The organism is Streptacidiphilus jeojiensis (genome assembly GCF_042510965.1).
In the GTDB taxonomy this organism is placed as follows: domain Bacteria; phylum Actinomycetota; class Actinomycetes; order Streptomycetales; family Streptomycetaceae; genus Streptacidiphilus; species Streptacidiphilus jeojiensis.
Genome location: NZ_JBEUKS010000008.1, coordinates 284,946 through 310,504 on the forward strand (window position 1 = coordinate 284,946; position 25,559 = coordinate 310,504).

Here is a 25,559-nt window from a genome sequence, read left to right on the forward strand (position 1 = left end):
GCGTCCATCGCACTCATCGTCAGGAAACAGCACGTCAGGTGGGCTGTCGCGAAGGTTGACGGTTCCCTTGCGCGGGTCCGTCGAACCTTGACGGATCCTTGACGCCGCTTGCCGCACCGGGCACTCCGGAGGAGGTCAGCGGCCGATGTCGCGGCGGCGGAAGTCGTCCAGGGTCTCCCGGCGCATCAGCATCCGCGCCGCGCCGTCGCGCACCGCGATCAGCGGCGGACGGCCGACCAGGTTGTAGCCCGACGCCATCGAGAGGTGGTAGGCGCCCGCGGCCGGGACCGCCAGCAGGTCGCCGGGCCGCACGTCGGCGGGCAGCTCCACCGAGGGCACCAGCACGTCCCCGGCCTCGCAGTGCCGGCCGACCACCCGCGCCTCGGCGAGCGGGGCGTCGCTCGCCCGGCCGATCAGCGTCGCGGTGTAGCGGGAGCCGTAGAGGGCCGGCCTGGGGTTGTCGCTCATCCCGCCGTCCACGGCGACGAAGGTCAGTCCGCCCGGGCTGTGCTTGACCGTCAGCACCCGGTAGACGGCGACCCCGGCCGGACCGGTGACCGCGCGGCCGGGCTCGACGGCCAGCCGGGGCACCGGCAGCCGGTGCCGGGAGCACAGCTGTTCCAGCCGGGTGGTCACCGCCGCCGCGAACTCCTCCAGGTCCAGGGCCGGTTCGCCGCGCCGGTACGGGACGGCGTGGCCGCCGCCCAGGTCCAGCTCGGGCAGGGCGACCCCGTGCCGGTCCCGGACCGAGGCCAGCAGCGGGACCAGCCGGTCCAGCGCGGCGAGGTAGGGCGCGGTGTCGGCGATCTGCGAGCCGAGGTGGCAGTGCAGGCCGACCAGGCGCAGGTGCGGCTGGTGCAGGATCCGGTCCACCGCGTCGACGGCGGCGCTGACCGCGCCGGACTCGCCCGGTTCCAGCGAGAAGCCGAACTTCTGCTCGTCGGTCCCGGTCCGTACCGACGGGTGGTGCCCGGCGGCGACCCCGGGCACCACCCGGACCAGCACGTCCTGCGGGCAGTCGTCCGAGGCCAGCACGGCGAGCCTGGCGATCTCCGGGAAGGAGTCGACGACGATCCGCCCCACGCCGAGGCGCACCGCCGCGGCCAGTTCCTCCGGGCTCTTGGCGTTGCCGTGCAGCACGATCCGCTCGGCCGGGAACCCGCAGGTCACGGCGAGTTCCAGCTCGCCGCCCGAGCAGACGTCCAGACCCAGGCCCTCCTGCTCGACCCACTCGGCGACCGCCCCGCACAGGAACGCCTTGGCGGCGTAGTGCACCTCGGCGTCCGGCAGCGCCCGGCGGTAGGCGCGGCAGCGCTCGCGCACCTCGGCCTCGTCCAGGACGTAGACGGGCGTGCCGAAGCGCGCGGCGACGTGGCCCAGCGCGACCCCGCCGACCAGCACGTCGTCCCCGTCGCGGCGGGCGGCGGCCGGCCAGGGGGCGCCCAGCGGCGTCCAGTCCTGCGCGGTGTCGCGGTCCTGCGCGGTGTCGCAATCCGGGACGGTTTCGCGCTCCGGGACGGTGTCCTCGGCGCGGTCGTTCCTGCGGCGGGCGGTGAGCACGGCTTCTCCTTCGGGGCAGAGCAGGGGTGGTGAGGTCGGGTCAGCTGGTGAGCGGCTCCACCGGCAGCGGGTACAGGAAGCCGCGGAGCACCACCTCGACCTGGCATTCGGCGGCGCCGCAACGTCGCAGTTCGGCGACGGAGGCGGCCAGCTCGGCGGTGTCCCGGCAGGCCAGCCGCAGCTCCAGGTCGTGGTCCCCGGCGAGGACGGAACCGGCGTAGACGGCGGGCATCCTGGCGGCGGCCTGCTCCACGCCGGTCGCGGTGGCCCCGGGACGGAGCCGCAGCCGGATCTGGATCTGCAGCGGGCGGCCGATCGCGGCGGCGTCGATCCCGGCGTGGACGCCGGTGACCACACCGGTGCTGGTCAGCCTGCGCAGCCGGGCGGCGACGGCGCTCTCACTGAGGCCGAACCGCCGGGCCAGGGTCCGTGCCCTGGCCCGGCCGTCCTCGCTGAGGGCCTGGAGCAGCCGGCGGTCGAGGTCGTCGAGGGCGGGGGCAGGTCCAGGTCCGGGGGCGGGGGCGGGGACCGCGGGTGCCGCGGTCAGTGGGTGCGGGCCGCTCACCGGAGCAGCTGCGGCAGCGCGGCCGGCGGCCTGGGCGCGGTCCGGACCGGGGCGGCGGGGAGTTCGCGCACCGGCGGCGCGACCAGGTTGGGGTCCACGACCAGGCGGGTCACCCCGATCGGGCCGGTCATCTCCCGCAGCGCGGGCTCGGACAGCGGGACGCAGCGCTGCGCGCTGCCGAGCACGGCGCGCAGCCGCTGCTCGGTGCTGAAGGCCACCGCGCAGCGGGAGCCGTCGCGCTCGCGGAACAGCCGCAGCGCCATGCCGCAGGCGGTGTCGCGCACCGGGGCGAACAGCAGGTGGTGGCCGGGCTCGGGTTCGAGCTCCGCCTCGGGGTGAGTATGGTCCTCGGACACGTCCGTCAGGTCCTCTCGTACCAGGCCCGGTGAGGTGGTGGGTGGATCAGGTCCGGGCCGCGACTCGACGCTAAGCCCGCAGGTCGGACCCGTGCCGCCGTCCTGACGCTTCATTGATCCGCCGGGGCCGGACGCTGACGTCGTCTTGACTCCGGGCCATCCGGACGGCCGAAGGGGCTGCAGGGGTATGGTCCGCGCAGCTGTTTCTGACGTACCGTCAGCTAACGCTGCCCCGGGGAGGACCAGCCATGTCCCAGCACGCGAACGCCGACCGTCCGGTACCCCTCGACGAGTACCCGGTGCACCAGGTGCCGCTCTCGATGCGCCATGTCGCGACCGGGGACCGCAACGCCTACGACCGCTGCATCTTCCATGTGTTCGACCACGACGGCGGCGCGCTGCTGATCACCGGCCTGGGGGTGTACCCGAACACCGGAGTGATCGACGCCTACGCGACCCTGCGCATCGGCGACCGGCTGTACGCCGTCCGGGCGTCCGACGCGCTGGGCGACGACCGGATGCAGCTGGCCGTCGGCCCGCTGCGGATCGAGGTGCACCGGCCGCTGCGCACGCTGCGGCTGGTCTGCGAACCCGACCCCGATGATCAGGACGCCGCCGCCCAGGGCGCCGGCGCCGAGGAGGGGCTCAGCTTCGACCTGACCTGGGAGGCGGAGTTCCCGGCCCTGTGGGAGCCGCACCACGTGGCCCGCACCGGCGACCGGCTCACCCTGGAGGGGCGGCGCTTCGTCCAGGCGGGCGCCCCCTCCGGCACCATCCGCGCCGCCGGCGTCGAGTACACCGTCACCCCGGACGGCTGGACCGGCACCCGGGACCGCAGCTGGGGCGTCCGTCCGATCCCCGGCGAGCAGCCGGGGCGCGCCGCCGAGGAGCACCGCACCGAGGGCTTCCACTGGGTCTGGTGCCCGATCAGGTTCCGGGACCGGATGCTGATGGTGGTGCTCCAGGAGGACGCCGACGGCTACCGCACCCTGAACGACGCGGTCGCGGTGTACCGGGACGGCAGCGGGCGCAGGGACGAGCAGTTGGGCTGGCCCTACGTCGACATCGCCTACGCGCCCGGCGGCCGGGAGCCGCGCTCGGCGGTGATCCACCTCACCGACGCCGCCCGCAAGCCGCTGGAGGTCCGGGCCGAGGTGCTGCTCGGCAGCCCGCTGGCGGTCGGCGCCGGCTACCCGCCGGCACCGGACTGGCAGCACGGCACCTGGCAGGGCCGGGGCTGGAGCGAGCGCATGGTGTACAACCTCGGCGATCCGAAGGGGTTGGGCCCGGCCGCCTACGGGGTCACCGACCATGCGGCCCGGTTCACCCTGGACGGCGAGGTCGGCCACGGGATCTTCGAGCACGGCAGCTTCGGCCGCCACGACCCCAGCGGCTTCACCGACTTCGGCAGCGTCACGCGCAGCCGCGTCTCCAGCAGCGGCGTCCCGGGCACCCCGGACGGAGGTCCCCGCTGATGCCGGCCGCCCCGCAGGCCCCGCGCCCGCGCACCACCACCCGCGACCCCGCCGAGCTGCAGCGCCGCCTCGCCGCCTGGGTGGCCGGCTGGCTGCCCGGGGCGACCGTGGGCGGGCTGACCGTACCGCCCTCCAACGGGATGTCCAGCGAGACGGTGCTGTTCGACCTGCGGCGGCCGGACGGCACGGTCCAGCCCTGCGTGCTGCGGCTGGCCGCCGACACCAACGCCTACGCGGTGTTCCCGCGCTACGACATGGAGCGGCAGTACCGGGCGATCCGGCTGGTCGCCGAGCGGACCAAGGTGCCGGTGCCCCGGCTGCTGCGACTGGAGACCGACCCGGCCCCGCTGGGCGCCACCGGATTCGTGATGGAACGGCTGGAGGGCCGGGTGCCCCCCGATGTGATGCCCTACACCTACGGCGGCAACTGGCTGTTCGACGCCGCCCCGGCCGAGCGGGCGCATCTGGAGCAGGCCACCCTGGAGGTGCTGGCCGGGCTGCACGCCGTCCCGGCGGAGGACGCCGCCTTCCTGGCTCCGGTTGCCGCGCACGGCTCGTTCCGCAGCCCGCTGCGCCGGCACGTGGACGAACAACGCGAGTACTACGCCTGGGTGGTGGAAGGCCGGCCGCGCTCCCCGCTGATCGAGCGGGCCTTCGCCCGGCTGGAGCAGCTCTGGCCGCAGGACGAGGGCCCGACCGTGCTGAGCTGGGGCGACGCCAGGGTCGGCAACATCGTCTACCAGGGCTTCGACCCGGTCGGGGTGCTCGACTGGGAGATGGCCTCGGTCGGTCCGCGCGAGCTGGACCTGGCCTGGCTGATCTTCCTGCACCGCTTCTTCCAGGACCTGACCGAGGGTTCCGGCCTGCCCGGGATGCCGGACTTCCTGGAACCGGACCGGATCTGCGCCCGCTACGCCGAACTCACCGGCCACACCCCGCGGGACATGGAGTTCCACCTGCTCTACGCGGCGCTGCGGCACGCCGTGGTGATGCTGCGGATCGGCTACCGGCAACTGCACTTCGGCGAGGCCGAGGCCCCGGCCGACCCGGACCGGCTGATCATGCACCGGGCCAGGCTGGAGCAGCTGGTGGAGGCGGCGCAGCCCGGCAGGCGGGAACCCGGTTCAGACGGCCACCGACCGTGACGCCGTGATCTCGTAACCCAGTGTCAGGGTGCGGCGGTCGTCGGCGGCCAGGGTGAGGTCGTAGCGGACGATGCCGTCGGCGTCCACCCCCTCCGGCTGCGGCGAGCTGCGCTCCTTGTCCAGCCGGACGTCGACCGCGGTGATCTCCGAGACCGGGATGCGCTCGCGCACCACCACCGCCAGCGGCGCGGCGTCCGCGGGCGCGAAGCGGGACAGCGCTAGCCGGACGGTACGGGTGATGACGGTCCGTCCGGTGACCGCCGTGGTGTCCCGGGACTCCTCGACCGAGCGGGTCACCCGGAAGGTGTCCTCGCTGCCGAAGGACAGCTCGGCGGGGGCGCCCTCGGCGGTGAAGCGCAGCTCGCCGCGGCCGACGAAGCCGCTGCCCCGGATCAGGTCGACCGGGCCGGAGAGCAGTACCTGGCCGGTGCTGTTGCGGAACCGGGCGACCTGGGTGACCAGGGCGGACAGCTCCGGGGCGGAGCTGTACTCGGCCGTGGCCGGCAGCGTCGCGGAGGCCAGCCCGATCCGGTGCGGCCGACCGTCCGAGGGCAGGTCCACCGGCGCCGGCGCGACCAGCAGCCGGGCCTCGCCGCCGTCGTCCACCCCGGGCAGGGCGAGCGCGGCGGCCGAGGCGGCGGACGGCCCGGCCGGGCCGTCGCCCGCGGGGCCCACGGTCTGGATGTCGACCTCCCGCAGGTCCACCTCGATGGTCTTCCGCTCCTCCGGGGTGCGGTCCACCAGCAGCAGCACGTCCTCGCCCAGCAGCGGCGGTTCGGCGGCCAGCGTGGTCCGGGCGGTGGAGAAGGACAGCGCCGCGCCGGTCCAGTCCTCACCGGTGCGCTGCCAGGCGACCGCGTCGCACTGCAGCGCCAGCGAGGTCCCGTCGGCGGACAGTTCGGCGCGGTAGGCGGGCCGCCAGAGCGCGCAGGGGCTGAGGTGCACCAGCTGCAGCCGGGCCCCCTCCGGCAACGGCTCGCCGGCTTCGATCACCACGTCCACGAAGGCGGACAGCACCAGCGGTTGCTCCTCGGCCGCGTCCAGCGCCTCCCGGGCGCTGCCGAGCTCGGTACGGGTCCTGGCGATGCGGCGCAGCAGCAGCCGCTGCGCCTCGCCGTGCCGGGTGTGCTCGTCGTAGGCCCGGTCCAGCTCGGCCGTCCAGCGCTGCGGGTCGGCCGCACCGGCGCCCGCGCTCTCGGCGATGTCCCGGCGCAGCTCGTCCAGCAGCTGTTCCAGCACCGCGACCCGAGCCCCGGTGCGGTCCCGGTCCGCCTCCAACCGGCGCATCAGCTCGCCGAGTTCGTGCACCCGGTGGCGCAGCGCCGAGGCGTCCGGGCCCGGGGCGCCCTCCGGCGGAGGGGTGTAGAGCCGGACCAGGCGCACGTCGCGGATGTCCGCCCCGGCCCCCGGCGCCTCCAGTTCGGCGCGCAGCGACCGGTCCACGGCCAGCGGGCCCACCGGGCCCAGCCGCAGCCGGTGGGTGCCGGCCGGCAGCCCGCCGTCGAGCACGGCGGTGCGCGAGAGCTCGGCCCGGTCCTCCAGCAGGGTCACCGCGGTGACCGGGCAGGGGATCGCACCGTCCTCGGTCTTCTCGGCCATGCTCCTCAGCTCCTCCTGTCGGCCGTTCCTCCTGTCGGCCACTAGAGCCTCCGGTTGCCGTCGACCACGGCCTTGGCCGCCGGGATCCTGACCGCGTAGCCGCCGTTCAACTGCTGCTTGGCGTGCGGCTCCAGGGTGACCCGCCAGACCCTCATCCCGCGCTGGTGCTGCTCGTCCTGCTCCGGTGGGACCACCGTCCAGGGCGGGTTCGCCTGCTGCTCCTCGACCTTGACGTCCTTGTCGCCGCCGACCGGGACCCGCTCGCGGACCTCCACGGTGACCGGACGCCCGAGCCGGTTGACGAGTTCGATCTCGACCGAGTGCTCCAGCACGACGGTGCCGCCGCGCAGCCCGGCGGTCGACTCCCGCATCCGGGTGTGCCGGGCCACCTGCACGCTCTCGACCACCCCGATGCCGACCCGGCGGTGCTGCCCGGGGGCGAGCGTCGGCAGCTGAACCGTCATCAGATAGGCCCCGTCCACGGTGACCTCGGCCGCGCCGGCCAGCAGCGCGTGCGGACTGGTGTTGCCCAGCCGCACGGCCGCGTAGACCCGGGGGTCGACGGCCGGGACGCAGATGTGCTCGGCGGCCAGTTCCACCGGGAACTCCAGCACCGGCACCGTGTGCCAGGCGCCGTCGGCGGGGACGTCCACGGTGGCCGCGGTGTCGTAGCGGTGGTCGAAGGATCCGGCGGAGCTGCGGACCGGCACGGAGCGCGGCGGCAGCGCCAGCCGCGCGACGGACTCGGCGCGCCGGCGGTACTCGGTCGCCACCGCGCCGGAGCCGGCCGCGCCGGGGCGCAGCAGCCCGCGCTCGGCGGCCGGTTCGTCCGGTCCGGCCAGGGCGAGCTGGACGAGGTCGCGCAGGGCCTGGTCGGGCTCGGGCTGCTGGGCGGCCGCCGCCCCGAAGGCCTTCTTGGCCTCGCGCGGCGGTCCGCCGTAGCCGCCGGAGGGGGCCATGGGAGCGCGCATGGCCTGCATCGGCTGCGCGTACGCCGGCCCGCCGGGCGCGGGCGCCGGGGGCGCCGCCATGGCCGGCGGGAAGGGCACCGGGCCGCCGGTGGGGCCGGCCGAGCCCACCGACCGGGTCCGCACCGACTTCACGCTGAAGGTGTCCATGGCCAGGTCCGCGTCCTCCTCCAGCAGGCCCGCCGCGGCTCCGCCCGCCATCGCCGCGGAGGCCTGCGCCTCGGCGGCGGCCGGCTTGGGGAAGGCGTCGTACCCGGTGAACAGCTCGGCGAGGCCGGACGGGGGCTCGCGCCGGAACATCGGTGCCACCTCGGCCTGCCGGCGGCCCAGCCGCAGCGAGCGGAGCTCGGGCAGTTCGGTGCGGCGGCGCAGGTCGGCGGTGGACAGGCCGAGCCGGACGCCGGTCCAGTCCTCGCCGGTGCGCTGGGCGACCACGGCGCGCATCGCCAGGCTGCCGCCGGGGGTGTCGCTGTGGATGCCGTCCAGCCGCAGGTGGTAGGTCGGCGTCCAGGTCGCGCCCGGGACCCCGTACTCCAGCTCCAGCTCGATCTCCGGTTCCGGCTGGTCCGGCTGCCCTGACGGCCCCTCCTCGGGCCCGGCGGTCCCGGCCTGATCGAGCGTCAGCACCACCGTGGTGCTCGGGCTGACCTGCTCGGTCGGCAGCGCCCCCGAGGCGGCGCGCAGCCGGCGCCGGGCGATCTCGGCCTCGCGCCGGGCCTCGCGCTCGGCGTCCTCGGCCGCGAGCAGCCGCTGCTGCAGCTCCCCCAGCCGGGTGTCGACGAAGTCGGCCAGCGCCAGCAGCGCGTCCGCCGGCGCGTGCCGAGGCGGGTCGCCCCGGCGCGGGGCGGGCGGGACGGCACGCAACGCGGCGGTGTGCTCCACCTGGGCGGCCAGCGCCGCCCGGGCCGCCCCGGCCGCGTCCGCCGCCTCCTCCGCCTCGTCGCAGGCGCTCTTCAGCGGCGACAGGTCCTCGACCGAGGGCAGCGCTGCCTCGACCTCCCGCCGCACATCGAGCACCCGCAGCCGCTGCGGACCGCTGACCACAGCGGCCCGCAGACTGTGCGGGTCCAGCGCGAGCGGCAGCCCGCCGAGGGCGATCCGGAACGGACCCGGGCCGCTCCGGGCCCGGATCAGGGCACGGCGACGGCAGACCGCGCCCGAGGCGTACACCACCACGGAGACGAGTCGACTGTCCTCGGAAGAGATGTCGGACATCGTGCATGACCTCCTCGCCGGAACCTGCGTGCGAGCCACGTTAGAGGCTGGCACCGACAAAGTCCGCGCTGTCCCCGAAATGGGACCGGCTCCGGAGGCCGGCTCCGCAGACCGGGTCCGGACGAGCGGGTCCGGACGGATCAGAGCCCGGACAGTTGCTCCGTCAGGTCGGCCAGCCCGAACGCCCCCTGGGACAGCGCCTCCATGTGCCAGGCCTTCAGGTCGAAGCCGGCCCCGTGCCGGGCCCTGGCCTGCTCCCGGCCGGCCCGCCAGGCGCGCTCGCCGAGCTTGTACCCGATGGCCTGGCCCGGCCAGCCCAGGTAGCGGACGATCTCGCTCTCCCGCATCTCGGCCGGGCTGCCGTTGTAGGCCGCGAAGAAGGCCGCGCCCAGCTCCGGCGTCCAGCGCTCGCCGGGGTGGAACGGGGAGTCGGCCGGGATCACCAGCTCCAGGTGCATCCCGATGTCGATGATCACCCGGATGGTGCGCAGCATCTGCTCGTCCAGGAAGCCCAGCCGGCGGCCCGGGTCGGTGAAGAAGCCGAGTTCGTCCATCAGCCGCTCGGAGTACAGCGCCCAGCCCTCGGTCTCGGCGCTGACGCTGCCGAGGGTCATCTGGAACGTGGAGAGGCGGTCGGCGCAGCGCATCCGCTGGGTCAGGTGCAGGTGGTGGCCCGGAACGCCCTCGTGGTACCAGGTGCTGACGAGCTGCCAGGTCGGGAAGGTCTCCCGGTCCTGGACGGGCAGCCAGGTCCGGCCCGGACGGGAGAAGTCCAGGCTGGGCCGGGTGTAGTAGGGCGCGGCCGCGCTGCCGGCCGGGGCGATCATCGCCTCGACCTGGCGCAGCGGTCCGTCCAGGTCGAAGTGGGTGCCGTCGAGCGCGGCGACGGCCTCGTCCATCAGCTGCTGCAGCCAGCTGCGGATGCCCTCGACGCCCTTGACCGCGTGCCCGTGCGCCTCCAGGTGCTCGACGGCCTCCAGCGGCGCGGCCCCGGGGCGGACCCGGTCGGCCTCCACCCGCATCTCGGCGTCCAGGCGGTGGAACTCGGTCCAGGCCCAGGCGTAGGCCTCGTCCAGGTCGAGGTCGGCGCCGGTGCAGTAGCGGGCGGCCCGCAGGTAGTACTCGCGTCCGGCGATGTCGGGCGCGCCCGCGGCGGCGGGGGCGTAGCCGTCCCGGAGCCAGTCGCGGAAGTCGGCGGTGGCGGCGGTGGCCGCGGCGGCGGCGCGGTCGAGCCCGGGGCGCAGGGCCTCGGGGCCCCCGGCCACGAAGTCGGCGAACCAGCTGCTGCCCGCGTCCGCGCCGAGCCATCCGTCGAACTGTCCGATCAGCGTCTCCACCTGGCGCGGCCCGGAGTACAGCCCGCGCCGCAGGCCCTCGGTCAGGGTCGCCCGGTATCCCTGGAGCGCGGCCGGGGTGTTGCGCAACTTCCCGGCGACCACCGACCAGTCCTGCTCGGTCGCGGTCGGCAGCATGGTGAAGATCTGCCGGACCTGGTGCAGCGGCGAGGAGATGTTCCGCAGCGAGCGGAGGTGGTCCCCGGCCGCGTGGACCGCCCGGCGGGCACCGAGGCGCTCGGTGAGCAGCCGGGCGCAGGCCGCCTCGGCGGGGTCGGCGCGGATGTCCGCGGGGAGTGCGGCGAGCGCCTCCAGGGTGCGGCGGTCCAGCTCGTCGGCGGCGTCGAAGCCCGCCGGGGAGAGGTCGGGCTGGCGCTCGTCGTCCAGGTTGACGCCGAGGCCGGCGGCGACCCCGGGGTCCAGGGCGGCGTAGGCGTCGACATAGGCGTCGGCGAGCTGACGGGGGGTACGGGGGGCGCTGGCTGCAGATGAGTCGGACATGCCGTCATCCTGTCGCACCACTGCGCAGTGGTGACAGACCGTCGGCGTCCGAACCGGCCCGCGGACGCCGGTGCGGGCGCCAGTTCCCGCCGGGGACGTCCCGGGTGATCGGGTAGCAGGCGACGCCCAGCAGGAAGGCGGTGAGGTGCCCGAGGTTGGTGAAGTCCCAGGCGACAGCGAACAGCACGGCGAAGAAGGCCGTGGTCGCGCCCAGGTACCACCAGCGCAGCGGGCGGGCGAAGAACCAGGTCAGCACGCCGACCGAGCCGGAGAGGCCGTAGCTGACGCCGATGTCGATGGTGTGCCTGGTGCTGAGCGGCAGCCGGCCCATGTTGATCAGCACGGCCACGGTGCCCTCGCTGACCAGGGTCGCCAGGATGTGCGCGATGGCGACCACGGCGAGCCAGCGCAGGGTGCCGAGCCAGCGCTCGACCGGGACGTGGAACAGCAGGAAGAGCGGCAGCCAGTAGGCGAAGCTCGGGGTCGCGGTCCAGAAGGCGCTGCTGACCAGCACCTTGATCGGATGGTGCCGCAGCTCGATCAGATTGGTGCTGTGGCTGAACAGGAAGTACCGCCGGAACCTCGGTGACATCTGCACCAGGGCGAAGGTGTTGGCGCCGAGGATCAGCAGGTAGAGGCAGGTGCCGGGGGCGGCCCTGACGAAGCGCCAGACGGCTGCGCCGCACCGACGGATCCAGGAGGTCCGGGCCGTTGCTGTGCTGCTCCCCTCCGACGTCATGCCGCCATTGTCGCGGTTCGCGCCACCCCGGCGGCACGGACGCGCCCGCGTCCGGGGTCAGGGGATTGACGCTCTTGCTGACATGCAGTCTCATAAGAGCGAAGGAGTCGTACCGAGGGAGGGCGTCGTGATGGCGGAGAAGAGCGGGTCTGCACTGCTGACCGACCGCGAACAGGTGGCGGAGCGGCTGCTGGAGGCGTCGGCGAAGCACTCCCACGACCCCGAGACCGAGCTCGACTGGGACGCGCCGCTGGAACCCGGCAAGTGGTTCCTGCCCGAGCGGATGGTCTCGCTCTACGGCACGCCGATCTGGAACCGGCTCTCCGAGGAGCGCCGGATCGAGCTCTCCCGGCACGAGGCGGCCAGCCTCGCCTCCGCCGGCGTCTGGTTCGAGGTCATCCTGATGCAGCTGCTGGCCCGGCACATCTACGACATGGACCCGCGCAGCCGCCATGTCACCTACGCGCTCACCGAGATGGCGGACGAGTGCCGGCACTCCAAGATGTTCGCGCGCATGGTGACCAAGCTGGGCACCCCCTACTACGGCCCCGGCGGCACCACCCGCTTCCTGGGCCGGGTGCTGAAGACCACCGCGACCACCCCGGGCGCCTTCACCGCCACCCTGCTGGTGGAGGAGATCCTGGACCGGATCCAGCGGCAGACCTTCCCGGACGAGACCGTGCAGCCGCTGGTCCGCGGGATCACCCGGATCCACGTGGTGGAGGAGGCCCGGCACGTCCGCTACGCCCGCGAGGAACTGCGCCGGCAGATGGCGACCTGCCCGGCCTGGGAGCGGCAGTTCACCCGCACCGTCTCCGGCGAGGCCTCGGTCGTGGTGGCCCGGGCCCTGGTGCACCCGGGGGTGTACGCGGCGGTCGGGCTCGATGTGGAGGAGGCGCAGCGCCAGGCGCGCGAGAGCGCGCACCGCAGGGAGACCATGCGCTGGTCCGCCGAGAAGCTGGTCTCGTTCCTGGAGGAGATCGGCGTGATCCACAGCGCGCTGGACCGTGCCGCGTGGCGCCGGTCCGGCCTGCTGGGCTGACGGCTGCCCCGGTCCGGCCCGCACCGGCGGATCGGGTGGGACGCATAGGGTGGGGCCATGGACGCCCCCGCAGCCGTGGAACCGGCGCAGCCCCGACCGCCCCGGGCGAAGCGGGCCCCGTACCGGCGGCTGCCGGTGGAGCAGCGGCGCGAGCAGCTGATCGCGGTGGCGCTGGAGCTGTTCAGCCGGCACGCCCCGGAGGAGGTATCGCTCGACGACGTGGCCGCCGCGGCGCAGGCCTCCCGACCGCTGGTCTACCGCTACTTCCCCGGCGGGAAGCAGCAGTTGTACGAGGCGGCACTGCGCACCGCCGCCGACGAGCTCTCGGCGCGGTTCACCTCGCACACCCACGGCGGGCCGACCGAGCGGCTCGGGCACGTGCTGGACCAGTACTTCGGCTTCGTCGGCGACCACGCCGCGGGGTACGGCGCGCTGCTGCGCGGCGGATCGGCCACCGAGACCGAGCGCACCACCGCGATCGTGGACGAGGTGCGCCGGGCCGCCTACCGCAGCATCGTCGAGCAGTTGCCGGTGGAGCAGCCCGGACCCCGGCTGGCGCTGCTGCTGCGCTGCTGGATCTCGGTGGTCGAGACGACCGCGCTGACCTGGCTGGACGGCAGCAGCCGCGAGGACCCGGGGGCGGCCGGACTGGGCTCGGCGACGGAACTGCGGGACTGGCTGGTGGACGAGTTCATGGCGATGTTCGCGGTGTCGGCGCTGCATGATGCGCAGTGTGCGGAGGTGTTGCGGGGGGTGGGGGGTAACGCAGGGTCGGATCTTGTGGCGCGACTCGCTGCGGGGGGTTCTGACGGCCCCTAGCTGCGGCATCTGCCTGGTTTGTCGCGCAGGTCCCCCCGCCCCTAGGCGTGTGCAACTGAGCCAGTTGCAAACGTCAGGGGCGCGGGGAACTGCGCGCCCAGCCTGCTACGGTCTGCAGCCCGAGGTCCTGCCTCAGGCCTTGCCGAGCGTCTGCCGCATCGTGCCGAGGCCGTCGATGGAGAGTTCCATGACGTCGCCCGGCCGCAGGTACGGCTTGTCGGGGCGGCCCATGGCCACCCCCGCCGGGGTGCCGGTGTTGATCACGTCGCCGGGCTCCAGCACCATGAACTGGCTGATGTACCAGACCACATGACGCACCGAAAAGATCATGTCCGCGGTGCTGCCCTGCTGCCGCAACTCCCCGTTCACGGTGGTGCGCAGCCCCAGCCGCTGTACGTCGGCGATCTCGTCCGGGGTCACCAGCCAGGGGCCGAGCGGGTTGAAGGTCTCGCAGGACTTGCCCTTGTCCCAGGTGCCGCCGCGCTCGATCTGGAACTCGCGCTCGGAGACGTCGTTGCTGAGCGCATAGCCCGCGATCACCGCGTCGGCGTCCTCGGGCGCGTCCAGGTAGCGGGCGGTGCGGCCGATCACGATCGCCAGCTCGACCTCGTAGTCGGTCTTCTCGCTGCGGCGCGGCACCAGCACCTCGTCGTCGGGGCCGACGACGGTGCTGCTCGCCTTCATGAAGAGCACCGGCTCGGCCGGCAGCTCCGCGCCGGTCTCGGCCGCGTGGTCGCGGTAGTTCAGGCCGACGCAGACCACCTTGGGCGGACGGGCCACGGGCGCGCCGATCCGCTGCCCGGCGGTCTCCAGCACCGGCAGTCCGCCCTGCTCGGCCAGCGCCGCCAGCTCCGCGGCGCCGCCGTCCAGCAGCCGTCCGAGGAAGCGTCCGTCGATGTCCGGCGTGATGCCGGACAGGTCGTACGCCGTCGTGCCGTCGCTGCCCAGGAGTGCGGGTCGTTCCGCGCCCGAGGGTCCTACACGCAGGAATCGCACCTGCACCACCACCTTTGCGATCAGGACGGTCCGGTCGCCCACCGTCGCCAGGAGGTCCGATCTATATCAACATCCGGAACGCCCCGTCCAGCCACCGGCCACCATCCGGACGCGCGGGCCACCCGCGTCAGCTGCTCCCCCACTCCCCCGCCAGCGCCGACATCACCACCGCGTCCACCCACGCACCGTCCCACCGCAGCGCGTCCCGCAGCACGCCCTCGGCCCGGAAGCCGGCCTTCTCGTAGGCCCGCCGGGCGCGCGGATTGAAGGCGTACACCTCCAGCGAGATCCGGTGCAGCCCCAGCTTCTCGAAGCCGTAGCCGCAGATCAGCCGGGTGGCCTCGGTGCCCAGGCCGCGGCCGTGGGCGCCGGGGGCGAGGGCGATGCGGAAGTTGCAGCTCTCGTTGGGGCCGTCCCACTGGTTCAGCACCGCCTCGCCCACGCACTGCCCGGTCGACCGCTCCACCACGGCCAGGTCCAGCCGGTCGTCCTGCCCGATCCTGGTCCGGTACCAGGCCTGGAGCCGCTCCTCCTCCGGCGCACCGCTCTGGCTGCCGGTCAGCCGGGCGATCTCCGGGTCCGCCAGCATCGGCCGCAGCGCGGGCAGGTCCAGCTCGGTCACGGCCCGCAGCAGGACCAGGTCGCCGCTGAGGACCGGCTTGGTGAGGAAGTCGGGGCGGGGGCGGGCTTCGTGCTGATCGTCGTCCATCCCCGCATCCTGCCCACCCCGGGCGCCACTCAGTGCTTCAGCACCCGCTTCTCCCCCGCCGGGACCGCGAAGGGCAGCGTGTTGCCGGGCGGCGGGAAGGGGCAGATGAAGTGGTCGGCGAAGGCGCAGGGCGGCAGGTAGGCCCGGTTGAGGTCGAGCACGGTCGCGCCGTCGGCGCCGGAGGGGGCGGCCAGGGAGACGAAGCGGAAGCGGAAGGCGCCGTCCCGGCCGCTGCCCGCGTCGGCGAAGACCGCGCTCAGCTCCCCGTCCCCGTCCTGGCCGACCTGCAGCGTGAACGTCCGGTCCTCCGCCGCGCCGGGCGCGGCGAAGGCGACCGTGCCGGCCAGGGCGAGGCCGCGCTCGCGGCCGTCCGCGTTGCCGACGGCGACCGTACGCGGCTCCGGGTACGGGGTGAAGCGGGCCGGCAGCGACCACTCCGGCGCGAAGGGGTGCGCGTCGATGCCGGCGAAGGAGGTCCGGGTCTCGGAGGCCGGGTCGTAGACCCGGACCGCGTACTCGCCCTCGCGCAGGATCAGCAGCAGCAGTCGACCGCCGTGGGTGACCAGCGACGGCTTGGGCGCGCTGTCCGGACAGAGCCGGACCGAGCCGTCCAGCGGGGTGTTGTCGACCTCCAGGCCGTCGTGGCGGGTGGCCGTGAGGATCACGCAGCTGCCCTGGAGCTCCCAGCGTCCCGGCACCCCGGGCACGCCCTCGCGCAGATCGGCCAGCCAGTACGTTCCGGTGAGGGCGAGCGGGCCATGCGGGGCGCGCGCCGTCACCACGCGGTCGTCGCGCCAGCGCTTCCATGCGTCCAGGCTGCTGCTCACAGGTGTACCTCCGGGTACAGATCGAGACGAACGAGTAGGGACGAACGTACGAATGCCCGGCGGTCGTCCTGCATTCCCGCCATCCCCCATCGACGGCCGGGACGGGCTACCCCGAGTCGTACCCACCACGCTCCGCGCCGCACACCTGCCGGCCCGTCGACAACCGTCCGGACTGCCTGCGCCGGCGCTCTCTCTGACGATCCGACTGACTCCCGCCGACGGCGGTCCTACCCTGGGACGCATGGCGTCCAGTCCCGGCCCGCAGCCCTACCTGGTGACCGTCCCCGACCTGATCGGCCTGTCCGCCCAGCAGGCCCGCGACTTCGCACGCCGTGCCCAGCTGATCGCGGTGGGCCCGGATCCCGACGCCCTGCCGTCGGTGCACGGCGTGGTCTCCGGGCAGTCGCCGGCCGCGGGATCGCTGGCGGCCCGCTGGTCGAGCGTGGTGATCTGGACGCTCCGCGGTGGCGGCGGCCCCGGCGACGCCGGGGTGCGCGAGCCGCGCAACCCCAACCCGCCACCGCTGGCGGTCTCGGTGCACGACCCCGAGCCGCTGCCGGACCCGCCGATGGGCCATGTCACCGTCGAGGTCGCCGTTGAGCCGGTGGAGGAGCCGGCCGGCGAGTAGCGGGGAGAGGGCCACTTGATCCCCGGCCCCGGCGCACGGCACCATCGCGGACATGATCGACGACCTGGCCACCGCGGTGATGTTCGACTTCTCCGGCACGCTCTTCCGGATCGAGTCCGTCGAGGACTGGTTCGACAGCCTGGGCCTGGACGGCCTGCCGGCGGCCGAGCGCGAGGCCTGCGTGCGGCGCCTCACCGAGGCCGGCGCCCTGCCCGGCGGCCCGCAACCGGTCCAGGCACCAGCGGGTTGGGACGAGCGCGACACCAGTGCGGAGCAGCACCGCGCCGCCTACACCGGACAGACCCGGGCCGCCCTGCTGCCGACGGTCGGTGCCGACCGGGCCGACGCGCTCGCCGACGCCCTCTACCGGCGCCACATGGACCCGGAGACCTGGCAGCCCTACCCCGACGCCGAGGCGGTGCTCAAGGAGCTGCGCCGCCGGGGCGTCCCGGTCGCCGTGGTCAGCAACATCGGCTGGGACCTGCGCCCGGTCTTCGTCGCCCACGGCCTGGACCAGCTCGTCGACGCCTTCGTGCTCTCCTACGAGCTGGGCGTCCAGAAGCCGGACCCGCGGATCTTCGGGGCCGCCTGCGAGCTGCTGGGAACGGAGCCGGTGCGGACCCTGATGGTCGGCGACAGCCCGCCCGCCGACGGCGGTGCCACCGCACTGGGCTGCCGGTTCCTGGAGGTCCCGCCGCTCCCCGCGGCGGAGCGCCCGGCCGACCTGCTGCCTGTGCTGGACCTCACCGTTCCGAACACCCGCGGGCAGTGAAAGACTGGAGCGATTAAGTAGTGGATTGAGTAGCAGTGGTGGCAGCGAGGGCGGCAGCGGCGGCCCGCGACCCGAGGTAGGACGACATGGCCGGCAAGGCTCCCGCTCAGGACCCGGCGCAGGACAGCCCCGAGGTCTCGGCCCCCAAGCACGCGGCGGCCGGTCTCCCCGCCCTGTTCCACACCACGAAGATCGCCAACGCCCAGATGGGCGCCACCCGCGCGGTCCGCACCCTGCTGAAGCTGAACCAGCCGGACGGCTTCGACTGCCCCGGCTGCGCCTGGCCCGAGCCCGACCACACCCACACCGCCGAGTTCTGCGAGAACGGCGCCAAGGCGGTCGCCGAGGAGGCGACGCTGCGCACGGTCGGCCCGGAGTTCTTCGCCGAGCACCCGGTCGCCGACCTCGCCGGGCGCTCCGGCTACTGGCTCGGCCAGCAGGGCCGGCTGACCACGCCGATGCTGCTGGACGAGGGGGCGACGCACTACACCCCGATCGGCTGGGAGGACGCCCTCGCCCTGGTCGCCGACGAGCTGAAGGCGCTCGACAGCCCCGACGGCGCCGCCTTCTACACCTCCGGCCGCACCAGCAACGAGGCCGCGTTCACCTTCCAGCTGCTGGCCCGTCAGTTCGGCACCAACAACCTGCCGGACTGCTCCAACATGTGCCACGAGTCCTCGGGTTCGGCGCTCACCGAGACCATCGGCATCGGCAAGGGCAGCGTCCACCTCAAGGACCTCTACCAGGCCGACCTGATCATCGTGGCCGGGCAGAACCCGGGCACCAACCATCCCCGGATGCTCTCCGCGCTGGAGCGCGCCAAGCGCGCCGGCGCCAAGGTGGTCAGCGTCAACCCGCTGCCCGAGGCCGGCCTGGAGCGCTTCAAGAACCCGCAGAACGCCCGCGGCCTGGTCGGCAACGGCACCAAGCTCACCGACCTGTTCCTGCAGATCCGGCTCGGCGGCGACCTGGCCCTGTTCCGCGCGCTCAACCTGCTGCTGCTGGAGGCCGAGGAGAAGGCCCCGGGCACCGTCCTGGACCACGCCTTCATCGAGGAGCACTGCCACGGCTTCGAAGCATGGGCCGAGGACGCCCGCAGCACCGACTGGGACCAGGTGCTGGCCGCCACCGGGCTGCCCGAGCAGCAGATCCGCGAGCTGGCCGAGCTGACCCTGGCGTCGGAGAAGGTCATCGTCTGCTGGGCGATGGGCCTGACCCAGCACAAGCACTCGGTGCCGACCATCCGCGAGGTCGTCAACTACCTGCTGCTGCGCGGCAACATCGGCCGCCCCGGGGCCGGGGTCTGCCCGGTGCGCGGGCACAGCAACGTCCAGGGCGACCGGACCATGGGCATCTTCGAACGCCCGAGCGCGGCCTTCCTGGACTCGCTGGGCAAGGAGTTCGGCTTCGAGCCGCCCCGCGAGCACGGCCTGGACGTGGTCGACACCATCCGCGGGATGCGCGACGGCAAGGTCAGGGTCTTCTTCGCGATGGGCGGCAACTTCGTCTCGGCCACCCCGGACACCGAGGTGACCGAGGACGCGATGCGCAGCTGCCGGCTCACCGTCCACGTCTCCACCAAGCTCAACCGCTCGCACGTGGTCACCGGGGCCAGGGCGCTGATCCTGCCGACCCTGGGCCGCACCGACCGGGACGTTCGCGAGACCGGGCCGCAGCAGGTCACCGTCGAGGACTCGATGGGCATGGTGCACGCCTCGCGCGGCGCGCTGAAGCCGCCCGCCGCCGACCTGCTCTCCGAGACCGCGATCGTCTGCCGGCTGGCCCGGCTCACCCTGGGCCCGCAGAACCCGGTCCCCTGGGAGGAGTTCGCCGCCGACTACGGAACCGTCCGGGAGCGGATCGCCCGGGTGATCCCCGGCTTCGAGGACTTCAACGAGAAGATCGAGCACCCCGGCGGCTTCGCCCTGCCGCACGCCCCCCGGGACCGGCGAGCCTTCCCCACCGCGACCGGCAAGGCCAACTTCACCGTCAACACGCTGACCGCGCCCGAGGTCCCCGAGGGCCGGCTGCTGCTGCAGACGCTGCGCTCGCACGACCAGTACAACACCACGATCTACGGCCTGGACGACCGCTACCGCGGCATCAAGGACGGCCGCAGGGTGGTGCTGCTGCACCCCGAGGACGCCGCCGAGCACGGTCTCGCCGAGGGCGCCCTGGTCGACCTGGTGAGCGAGTGGGCGGACGGCGTGGAGCGCCGGGCGCCGCACTTCCGGGTGGTGCTCTACCCGACCGTGCGCGGCTGCGCGGCCGCCTACTACCCCGAGACCAATGTGCTGGTGCCGCTGGACAGCACCGCCGACACCAGCAACACCCCGACCTCCAAGTCCGTGGTCATCCGCTTCGCGGAGGACTCGGGCCCGGAGGCCGTCCGCGGCTGAGCCGGGTGCCGCCTCAGCTGGCGGCGGCTCCGGACGGCGATTCCGAGGCGGTGCCCGCCGCGGCCGACGACGCGTCCGCCGACGGGGTGACCGAGGGCGACGGGCTGTCGGAGGCGCCGGCGCTGGCGCCGGCCGACGTGGAGGCACTGGCCGAAGCACTGGCCGAGGCCGTCGCGGACGCACTCGGCGCCGCACTCCCGGAGGCCGGGGCCGAACCCGACGGCTTGGCCGAACTGCTCGCGGACGCCGTGCTGCTGGGCGCGGTCGTCGGCGTGCCGGAACTCCCCGACGAACCGCCGGAGGACGACGAACCGCCGCTCTGCGTGCCGGTGACCGGTCCCGGGCCTATCGGCTGCGCCCCGGTCGCGCCCTTCGGGATGGTCGGCGCCTTGTAGGAGCCGAGCGAGGGGCTGTCCGGGTCGGGCCGGACCGCGCCGAGGATCGGGTTCTGCGCCATCGGCGTCACATGCACCACGGCGCCGGTGTGCGGCGCCTGGATCACCAGTCCGCCGCCGATGTAGATGGCGACATGGCTGGCGCCGCTGAAGTAGACGATCAGGTCGCCGGGGCGCAGCGCGTCCAGCGGCACATGGGTCAGCTGCGCCCACTGCATCTCGCTGGTGCGCGGAATGGCCACGCCGGCGTGCAGCCAGGCCTGCGAGGTGAGCCCGGAGCAGTCGAACCCGGCCGCGTACGGGCCGCTGCCGCCCCAGACGTACTCGGCGCCGATCTGCTGGAAGGCGTAGGCGACGGCCGCGGCCCCCGCGGCGGAGGGCTTCAGGTTGTCCTTGCCCAGCACGCCCGAGGCCAGCAGCGCGGTCTGGGCGGCGTCGGCGTCCTTCTGCTCCAGCTGGGACAGCTCCTGCTGCTGGACGCCGGTGAGCGAGGCGACCTGCTTGCGGATCTGGTCCAGCTTCTTGTTGATGGTGTCCCGCTGCACGCCCTGGGCGGCGACCAGTTGCGCGGCGTGCGCCTTGGCCTCGACCGCGGCGGCCTTCGCCTGCACCAGTCCGGCCTGGTCGGCCTTGAGCTGGGCGATGAAGGCAGCCTGGGACTTGCCGGCCATCGCCAGCAGCTCGCCGGTGTGCAGGGCCTGCTCCGGGTCCTGGGCCGTGAGCAGCTGGCCCAGTTGGGAGAGTTCGCTGTTGCGGTACTGGGCCGTGGCCAGCTGTCCGGCGATGGTGGTGCCGTTGTCCACGGAGGTCTGCGCGTTGTCGACCAGGACCTGGAGCTCGGCGTCGTCGGCCTGCGCCTGGGTGAGCTGCTCGGTGAGCTGGTCGTAGGTCTGCGTCGCCGCCTCGGCCTGCTGGTAGGTGGCGTGCAGCTGGTCCAGGATCGGCTGCAGCGTCTTCTCGGCCTGGGTGAGCGCGTCCACCGACCCGTTGGTCGCGGTGGCGGTCGCGGTGGCGGTCGAGCCGGCGGCGAAGGAGGCACCGGCCGTAGGCACGACCACCAGCGACGCGGCGACCAGCAGCAGCCCGCAGCGCAGCACGCCTCTGAGCCACGGCCTGGTGTCGGCGCTCAGCGCGCCCGCACCCCCCGCCGTGCCCTGGATCCTGCTCCGTGCCCCGCCACCGACCCTGCCCCTGCTGCCGCCACCTGTGCCCCGCACCGACAATCCCCTCGCTCCCCGTGCACTGCCTCGGAGATCCTTCCACGCCGCACCGACATGTGGCAGAGGCCGTCACGCTTTCTCACCCGGATCTCAGCCGCCGCCGGTCCCCGGGCCGCGAGCCGTAGCCAGCGAACCAGCCGCACGTGAATGTGACACAGCTCTCTCCGGAAGGCCCGCTGAACGAATCCACCCTTCCACTTCCCAGACGCCGCATGGTGATGCGTCCCGATTCGCCCCGCTTCAGCTGTCACAGCAACTTCAGATCGGCCGTCAGTTCACTTTCCGTTCACCCGATGTCCCTACGGTCGGCCACGACGATTCCGCTGAGACGATTGTTTGGTAATGGAACACATCTCGTTCCTGGTGACCGTCGTGATCATCACGGCCCTCGCCTTCGACTTCACCAATGGCTTCCACGACACCGCCAACGCGATGGCCACCTCCATCGCCACCGGCGCGCTGAGGCCGAAGGTCGCGGTCGCGATCTCCGGTGTGCTCAACCTGGCCGGCGCGTTCCTGTCGGTGGCCGTCGCCAAGACGATCTCCGGCGGACTCGTCGACGAGAAGGCGGGCATCCAGCCCGCGGTCGTCTTCGCGGCACTGATCGGGGCCATCATCTGGAACCTGGTCACCTGGCTCCGGGGGATCCCGTCCAGCTCCTCGCACGCCCTGTACGGCGGGCTGATCGGCGCCACCCTGGTCGCGGTCGGGATGCACGGCGTGCACTTCGACGTCGTGGTCACCAAGATCCTGATCCCCGCCGCCGCCTCGCCGATCGTGGCCGGGGTCGCCGCCTGGGGGGCGACGAAGATCGCCTACCGGACCACGGCCAAGGGCAGCGCGTCCGTCAACAGCAAGGGCTTCAAGGTCGGCCAGATCGCCTCGGCCTCGCTGGTCTCACTGGCCCACGGCACCAACGACGCCCAGAAGACCATGGGCGTGATCACCCTGACCCTGGTCACCGCCGGGGCCGTCGCCCCCGGCTCCAACCCTCCCACCTGGGTCATCGTCAGCTCCGGCCTGGCCATCGCGCTCGGCACCTACCTGGGCGGCTGGAGGATCATCAGGACCCTGGGCAAGGGCATCGCCGAGATCGAGGCCCCGCAGGGCTTCGCCGCGCAGACCGCGTCGGCCACCGTCATCCTCACCTCGTCGCACATGGGCTTCGGCCTGTCCACCACCCAGGTCTGCTCCGGCGGCATCATGGGCGCGGGCAAGGCCGGCCCCACCGGCCGGGTCAACTGGTCCACCGCGCGGCGGATGGCGTACGCCTGGGGCCTCACCCTTCCCGCGGCGGCGCTGCTGGGCGGCGGCGGGGCACTGCTGGTCGACCGCGGCGCGGTCGGCGAGGTGCTGCTGGCACTGATCGGCGTGGGCGCCAGCGCCTGGATCTACGTCCTCTCCCGGCGGCAGCGGATCGACGCCGGCAATGTCGTGGACGTCCCCGCGGTCGGCGAGGGACCCGCCGCCCCACTCACCCCCGTACCGGCCGCCAGCGGCCCCATCGCGGCCTAGGAGGTTGCACACCATGTCGATTCACTGGGCCGCACTCGGCAACACCTTCGGCGTCAGTCTCCTGATCACCCTCGGCGTGGTCACTGCGTTCTGCCTCGGCGTGTCGGCGCTGTCGCGCCGCGAGGCCGTCCTCGCGGACGGCGGGTCAGCGGTGCGGGGCGGCGGGGCGCTGGTGGTGGCCGTGGTCGCGTTCGCCGCGTGCGCGGCTGCTGTCGGCTACGGGCTCTACCTGATCGCGGGGGCCTGAGGGATTTTCGGCTGCGGACCGTAGCTGGTTGATCGCGCAGTTCCCCGCGCCCCTAGGTGGGTGCAACTGACCCACAGTGGTTCAGTTGCAGTCCCCCAGGGGCGCGGGGAACTGCGCGGTCAACCATGCACGGCCCGCACCAGCCCTACTCCCCCACCATCTCCCGCCCCTTCCCCGGGCGGATCCCGGTGACGACCAGGGAGACCACCAGCCCCACCACCGCCCACACCACCAGCACCAGCAGCGGCTTGGTGATCGCGGTCCCGTCGAAGTAGGCGATCGAGCGGGCCAGGCTGGTCCCCGCGCCGTTGGGGAGCCAGGGGCCGATCGCGCGCCAGAACGGCGGCATCAGCGGCGGCGGGAAGACCCCGCCCGCGCTGGGGTTGCCCAGGACCACGAAGAGCAGCACCGCCACCCCGATGCCGACCACGTCGAAGAGGCATTCGAAGGCCATGGTGGCGGCGCCGACCGCGAAGACCACCAGCGCGCCGACCCCCCACAGCGCCACGATGCTCCCCGGCAGCGCGTTGAGGACCGGTCCGACCACCACCGCACCGCCGATCCCGGCCGCGATCGAGTACAGCGCCAGCACCGCGAGCCGGATCACCGCCCGCTCCCGGTTCGCGGGGCGCGAGCCCGCGCTGATCCCGAGGATCGAGGCGACCAGGTAGCCGCCCACGCACAGGCCCACCGCCAGGTAGAACGAGGACAGCCCCTCGGCGTCCCCCGCTGCCAGCGGCACCAGGTCCTCGGTGGTGAAGGTCCGGCCCTGCTGCTGTTCCACCCCGGTCATGGTCGTCTCGATCGCGGTGGCCAGGGCCGGGCCGGAGGCATTGGCCACCAGCAGCTTGTCCTCGGTGCCGGTCGCGTTGAACAGCAGCGCCGAGTAGACCTTCTGGTCCAGGATCTGCTGACGGGCCGTCGCCTCGTCCGCGACCGCCCTGGCGTCGAGGACGTCCTTGGGGAGCGCGTTCAGCTGTGCCACCAGCTTGTCGCCGACCTGGGCCGGGGCGACCACCGCCATCGACGCCCGGTGCGGATAGGGGTGATGCAGCGCCCCCACATAGGAGACGATGAAGCCGAGCTGCAGCCCCAGCACCCCGACGACCAGCAGAAACGCCCGAGTGGTGACCGCGTCCCGCAGTTCCGCGCCGAAACCGCGGCGCGCCCCTGTCCCGCTCATGCCACTGGCCATGGTGACCGTCCGTCCATGTGTCGCACCGTCAGGAACGTCTACAAATCAGATAATTCGTAGCAGTTCTTCGGCGCCGACCCGGTCACCCCACGCCGTACGCGCCCGAGGGATCCTCGATGATCCGACGCACCGTCACCAGTGCGGCCCCCAGCAGCGCCCCGGCCCGTCCCAGGCCGGAGGCCGACAGCGCTCCCGGCTCCCACGGACGGACCGTCACCCTGGCCGCCAGCTCCGCCCGCATCGCGGGCAGCAGCCACTCGCCCAGCTCGGCGTAGGCGCCGCCGAGCACCACCGCCTCCGGGTCGACCAGGTTCACCGCGCCGGCCAGCGCGGTGCCCAGGGCCGCGCCGGCCTGCTCCAGCGCCCGCCGCACCGGGGCCGACCCCTCCGCGGCCCGCTTGGCCAGCAGGGCGACCCAGTCGCCTGCGGCCTCGGGCAGCCCGGCCGAGGCCAGTACGGCCCGCTCGCCCGCGTACTGCTCCAGGCAGCCGTGGGCCCCGCAGGGGCAGAGCGGTCCGTCCGGGTGCACCGGCACATGGCCCAGCTCGCCCGCGAATCCGCGCGCCCCCCGGAACAGCCGCCCGCCGACGACCAGTGCCGCACCGATACCGGCCTCGGCCGACACATGGACGAAGTCCACCGGGGCCGGCCCCTCGGCCTCACCGGCCGTGCGCCACAGCTCGGCCAGTGCGCCCAGGTTGGCCTCGTTCTCCACCGACAGCGGCAGCCCGAGCAGCTCGGGCGGCAGCCGCAGCTCGCGCCAGCCCAAGTTGGCCGCGTGCACGACCGTCCCGGCCGCCGCGTCCACCAGCCCGGGGACCGCCAGTACCGCGCCCACCGGGCGCAGCTTCAGCGCCTCCGCCTCGGCCAGCAGTTCGGCAGCCAGCCCGCCGAGATCGGCCAGCACCTCGTCGGCCGGGCGGCCCCGGTTGGCCGAGGCGACCCGGCGCTGCACCCGGACCTCCCCGCTCAGGTCGACCACGCAGGCGGCGAGGTGCTCCACCCCGACCTCCAGGCCCAGGCCGGCCGGGCCCTCGCTGCTGAGCACCAGGGCGTTGCCAGGCCGCCCGACCCGCCCGCTCGGCGCCGGGCCCAGCTCGCTGACCAGGCCGGCCTCGTGCAGCGTCACCACCAGGGTGGACACCGCCGCCCTGGTCAGCCCGGTGCGGGCGGCGACATCGGCACGCGACAGCGGCGCGTGCGCGGCGACGGCGCCCAGCACCACGGCCAGGTTCTGCCGGCGCATGCCCTGCTGGGACGCGGGACGGCGCTGCCCGCTCCCGGTCGGGCTCGGGCTCTGGCTGTGGCTCGGCATGGGACCCCTGTGCTCTCAGCGGT

The 25,559-nt window shown here is 73.8% G+C and carries 22 protein-coding genes; 9 read left to right on the forward strand and 13 right to left on the reverse strand.

Going from position 1 to position 25,559, the window contains the following annotated elements; genetic code table 11:
- Window positions 1-135: 135 nt before the first annotated feature.
- The 3 genes from lysA to ABUW04_RS23505 form a co-directional block, all read right to left on the reverse strand.
- Window positions 136-1,446 carry a diaminopimelate decarboxylase gene (lysA, locus tag ABUW04_RS23495; protein ID WP_051725688.1) on the reverse strand — a complete coding sequence of 437 codons (1,311 nt, stop codon included), beginning with the start codon at window positions 1,444-1,446 and terminating at the stop codon, window positions 136-138.
- A gap of 154 nt (window positions 1,447-1,600) precedes the next feature.
- A complete protein-coding gene (locus tag ABUW04_RS23500) occupies window positions 1,601-2,125 on the reverse strand; it encodes an Lrp/AsnC family transcriptional regulator (protein WP_380566485.1) in 525 nt (174 codons plus the stop codon).
- Entirely contained in the window at window positions 2,122-2,481 is a 360-nt protein-coding gene (locus tag ABUW04_RS23505) for an SAV_915 family protein (protein ID WP_380566486.1), read from the reverse strand. The genes ABUW04_RS23500 and ABUW04_RS23505 overlap by 4 nt, the downstream gene beginning before the upstream one ends.
- Window positions 2,482-2,729: 248 nt before the next feature.
- Here ABUW04_RS23505 and ABUW04_RS23510 point away from each other — a divergent pair, with 248 nt between their 5' ends.
- Window positions 2,730-3,956, forward strand: coding sequence for a hypothetical protein (locus ABUW04_RS23510; RefSeq protein WP_051725596.1), 1,227 nt, complete (start codon window positions 2,730-2,732; stop codon window positions 3,954-3,956).
- Complete coding sequence (locus ABUW04_RS23515) at window positions 3,956-5,101, forward strand: phosphotransferase family protein (protein ID WP_380566487.1); 1,146 nt, start codon at window positions 3,956-3,958, stop codon at window positions 5,099-5,101. The genes ABUW04_RS23510 and ABUW04_RS23515 overlap by 1 nt, the downstream gene beginning before the upstream one ends.
- Here ABUW04_RS23515 and ABUW04_RS23520 read toward each other — a convergent pair.
- The 4 genes from ABUW04_RS23520 to ABUW04_RS23535 form a co-directional block, all read right to left on the reverse strand.
- The gene (locus ABUW04_RS23520) at window positions 5,081-6,700 is read right to left on the reverse strand and encodes a mucoidy inhibitor MuiA family protein (RefSeq protein ID WP_380566488.1); all 1,620 of its coding nucleotides are present in this window, start codon (window positions 6,698-6,700) and stop codon (window positions 5,081-5,083) included. The genes ABUW04_RS23515 and ABUW04_RS23520 overlap by 21 nt on opposite strands.
- Window positions 6,701-6,741: 41 nt before the next feature.
- On the reverse strand, window positions 6,742-8,883 hold the full coding sequence (locus ABUW04_RS23525; protein ID WP_380566489.1) for a DUF4139 domain-containing protein: 2,142 nt from the start codon (window positions 8,881-8,883) through the stop codon (window positions 6,742-6,744).
- A gap of 140 nt (window positions 8,884-9,023) precedes the next feature.
- Complete coding sequence (locus tag ABUW04_RS23530; protein ID WP_380566490.1) at window positions 9,024-10,718, reverse strand: DUF885 domain-containing protein; 1,695 nt, start codon at window positions 10,716-10,718, stop codon at window positions 9,024-9,026.
- Window positions 10,719-10,722: 4 nt separating this feature from the next.
- Window positions 10,723-11,457 (reverse strand): rhomboid-like protein, encoded by a 735-nt coding sequence (locus ABUW04_RS23535; RefSeq protein WP_051725599.1) that lies wholly within the window; start codon window positions 11,455-11,457, stop codon window positions 10,723-10,725.
- Window positions 11,458-11,587: 130 nt separating this feature from the next.
- Here ABUW04_RS23535 and ABUW04_RS23540 point away from each other — a divergent pair, with 130 nt between their 5' ends.
- Together ABUW04_RS23540 and ABUW04_RS23545 are read left to right on the forward strand one after the other, a co-directional pair.
- Window positions 11,588-12,499, forward strand: coding sequence for an AurF N-oxygenase family protein (locus ABUW04_RS23540; RefSeq protein WP_380566491.1), 912 nt, complete (start codon window positions 11,588-11,590; stop codon window positions 12,497-12,499).
- Between the two features lie 57 nt (window positions 12,500-12,556).
- A complete protein-coding gene (locus ABUW04_RS23545) occupies window positions 12,557-13,318 on the forward strand; it encodes a TetR/AcrR family transcriptional regulator (protein ID WP_380566492.1) in 762 nt (253 codons plus the stop codon).
- A 132-nt stretch (window positions 13,319-13,450) separates the two neighbouring features.
- Here the strand turns inward: ABUW04_RS23545 and ABUW04_RS23550 are convergent, their stop codons facing one another.
- The 3 genes from ABUW04_RS23550 to ABUW04_RS23560 all read right to left on the reverse strand — a co-directional run bounded on the left by ABUW04_RS23550 (window position 13,451) and on the right by ABUW04_RS23560 (window position 15,850).
- Window positions 13,451-14,314: a fumarylacetoacetate hydrolase family protein gene (locus tag ABUW04_RS23550; protein WP_030257339.1), complete on the reverse strand. Its 864-nt coding sequence runs from the start codon at window positions 14,312-14,314 to the stop codon at window positions 13,451-13,453.
- A gap of 127 nt (window positions 14,315-14,441) precedes the next feature.
- Window positions 14,442-15,023: a GNAT family N-acetyltransferase gene (locus ABUW04_RS23555; RefSeq protein WP_030257342.1), complete on the reverse strand. Its 582-nt coding sequence runs from the start codon at window positions 15,021-15,023 to the stop codon at window positions 14,442-14,444.
- Between the two features lie 29 nt (window positions 15,024-15,052).
- Entirely contained in the window at window positions 15,053-15,850 is a 798-nt protein-coding gene (locus ABUW04_RS23560) for a DUF1684 domain-containing protein (RefSeq protein ID WP_380566493.1), read from the reverse strand.
- Between the two features lie 241 nt (window positions 15,851-16,091).
- On the opposite strand from ABUW04_RS23560, the gene ABUW04_RS23565 reads away from it, so the two are divergent.
- From ABUW04_RS23565 to ABUW04_RS23575, 3 genes are all read left to right on the forward strand, one after another.
- Complete coding sequence (locus tag ABUW04_RS23565; protein WP_380566494.1) at window positions 16,092-16,478, forward strand: PASTA domain-containing protein; 387 nt, start codon at window positions 16,092-16,094, stop codon at window positions 16,476-16,478.
- Between the two features lie 52 nt (window positions 16,479-16,530).
- The gene (locus ABUW04_RS23570; protein ID WP_380566495.1) at window positions 16,531-17,250 is read left to right on the forward strand and encodes an HAD family hydrolase; all 720 of its coding nucleotides are present in this window, start codon (window positions 16,531-16,533) and stop codon (window positions 17,248-17,250) included.
- 86 nt (window positions 17,251-17,336) lie between these two features.
- Window positions 17,337-19,649 carry an FdhF/YdeP family oxidoreductase gene (locus ABUW04_RS23575; protein ID WP_380566496.1) on the forward strand — a complete coding sequence of 771 codons (2,313 nt, stop codon included), beginning with the start codon at window positions 17,337-17,339 and terminating at the stop codon, window positions 19,647-19,649.
- Between the two features lie 13 nt (window positions 19,650-19,662).
- On the opposite strand, the gene ABUW04_RS23580 is transcribed toward ABUW04_RS23575, so the two are convergent.
- Window positions 19,663-21,261 carry a C40 family peptidase gene (locus ABUW04_RS23580; RefSeq protein WP_380566497.1) on the reverse strand — a complete coding sequence of 533 codons (1,599 nt, stop codon included), beginning with the start codon at window positions 21,259-21,261 and terminating at the stop codon, window positions 19,663-19,665.
- A gap of 345 nt (window positions 21,262-21,606) precedes the next feature.
- On the opposite strand from ABUW04_RS23580, the gene ABUW04_RS23585 reads away from it, so the two are divergent.
- Both ABUW04_RS23585 and ABUW04_RS23590 read left to right on the forward strand, forming a co-directional pair.
- On the forward strand, window positions 21,607-22,779 hold the full coding sequence (locus tag ABUW04_RS23585) for an inorganic phosphate transporter (protein WP_380566498.1): 1,173 nt from the start codon (window positions 21,607-21,609) through the stop codon (window positions 22,777-22,779).
- Between the two features lie 13 nt (window positions 22,780-22,792).
- Window positions 22,793-23,026 (forward strand): hypothetical protein, encoded by a 234-nt coding sequence (locus ABUW04_RS23590; RefSeq protein ID WP_380566499.1) that lies wholly within the window; start codon window positions 22,793-22,795, stop codon window positions 23,024-23,026.
- Window positions 23,027-23,171: 145 nt separating this feature from the next.
- Here the strand turns inward: ABUW04_RS23590 and ABUW04_RS23595 are convergent, their stop codons facing one another.
- A complete protein-coding gene (locus ABUW04_RS23595; protein WP_380566500.1) occupies window positions 23,172-24,209 on the reverse strand; it encodes a DUF3533 domain-containing protein in 1,038 nt (345 codons plus the stop codon).
- A gap of 94 nt (window positions 24,210-24,303) precedes the next feature.
- Window positions 24,304-25,536, reverse strand: a complete 1,233-nt coding sequence (locus ABUW04_RS23600) for an ROK family transcriptional regulator (protein WP_030257365.1) — start codon at window positions 25,534-25,536, stop codon at window positions 24,304-24,306.
- Between the last annotated feature and the right edge of the window lie 23 nt (window positions 25,537-25,559).

Coding starts and splice junctions, on each gene's coding strand:
- ABUW04_RS23585 (WP_380566498.1), top strand. CDS start 21,607: ATGGAACACATCTCGTTCCTGGTGACCGTCGTGATCATCACGGCCCTC.
- ABUW04_RS23540 (WP_380566491.1), top strand. CDS start 11,588: ATGGCGGAGAAGAGCGGGTCTGCACTGCTGACCGACCGCGAACAGGTG.
- ABUW04_RS23535 (WP_051725599.1), bottom strand. CDS start 11,457: ATGACGTCGGAGGGGAGCAGCACAGCAACGGCCCGGACCTCCTGGATC.
- ABUW04_RS23565 (WP_380566494.1), top strand. CDS start 16,092: ATGGCGTCCAGTCCCGGCCCGCAGCCCTACCTGGTGACCGTCCCCGAC.
- ABUW04_RS23545 (WP_380566492.1), top strand. CDS start 12,557: ATGGACGCCCCCGCAGCCGTGGAACCGGCGCAGCCCCGACCGCCCCGG.
- ABUW04_RS23590 (WP_380566499.1), top strand. CDS start 22,793: ATGTCGATTCACTGGGCCGCACTCGGCAACACCTTCGGCGTCAGTCTC.
- ABUW04_RS23570 (WP_380566495.1), top strand. CDS start 16,531: ATGATCGACGACCTGGCCACCGCGGTGATGTTCGACTTCTCCGGCACG.
- ABUW04_RS23600 (WP_030257365.1), bottom strand. CDS start 25,536: ATGCCGAGCCACAGCCAGAGCCCGAGCCCGACCGGGAGCGGGCAGCGC.
- ABUW04_RS23515 (WP_380566487.1), top strand. CDS start 3,956: ATGCCGGCCGCCCCGCAGGCCCCGCGCCCGCGCACCACCACCCGCGAC.
- ABUW04_RS23510 (WP_051725596.1), top strand. CDS start 2,730: ATGTCCCAGCACGCGAACGCCGACCGTCCGGTACCCCTCGACGAGTAC.
- ABUW04_RS23555 (WP_030257342.1), bottom strand. CDS start 15,023: ATGGACGACGATCAGCACGAAGCCCGCCCCCGCCCCGACTTCCTCACC.
- ABUW04_RS23530 (WP_380566490.1), bottom strand. CDS start 10,718: ATGTCCGACTCATCTGCAGCCAGCGCCCCCCGTACCCCCCGTCAGCTC.
- ABUW04_RS23520 (WP_380566488.1), bottom strand. CDS start 6,700: ATGGCCGAGAAGACCGAGGACGGTGCGATCCCCTGCCCGGTCACCGCG.
- ABUW04_RS23595 (WP_380566500.1), bottom strand. CDS start 24,209: ATGAGCGGGACAGGGGCGCGCCGCGGTTTCGGCGCGGAACTGCGGGAC.
- ABUW04_RS23525 (WP_380566489.1), bottom strand. CDS start 8,883: ATGTCCGACATCTCTTCCGAGGACAGTCGACTCGTCTCCGTGGTGGTG.
- ABUW04_RS23575 (WP_380566496.1), top strand. CDS start 17,337: ATGGCCGGCAAGGCTCCCGCTCAGGACCCGGCGCAGGACAGCCCCGAG.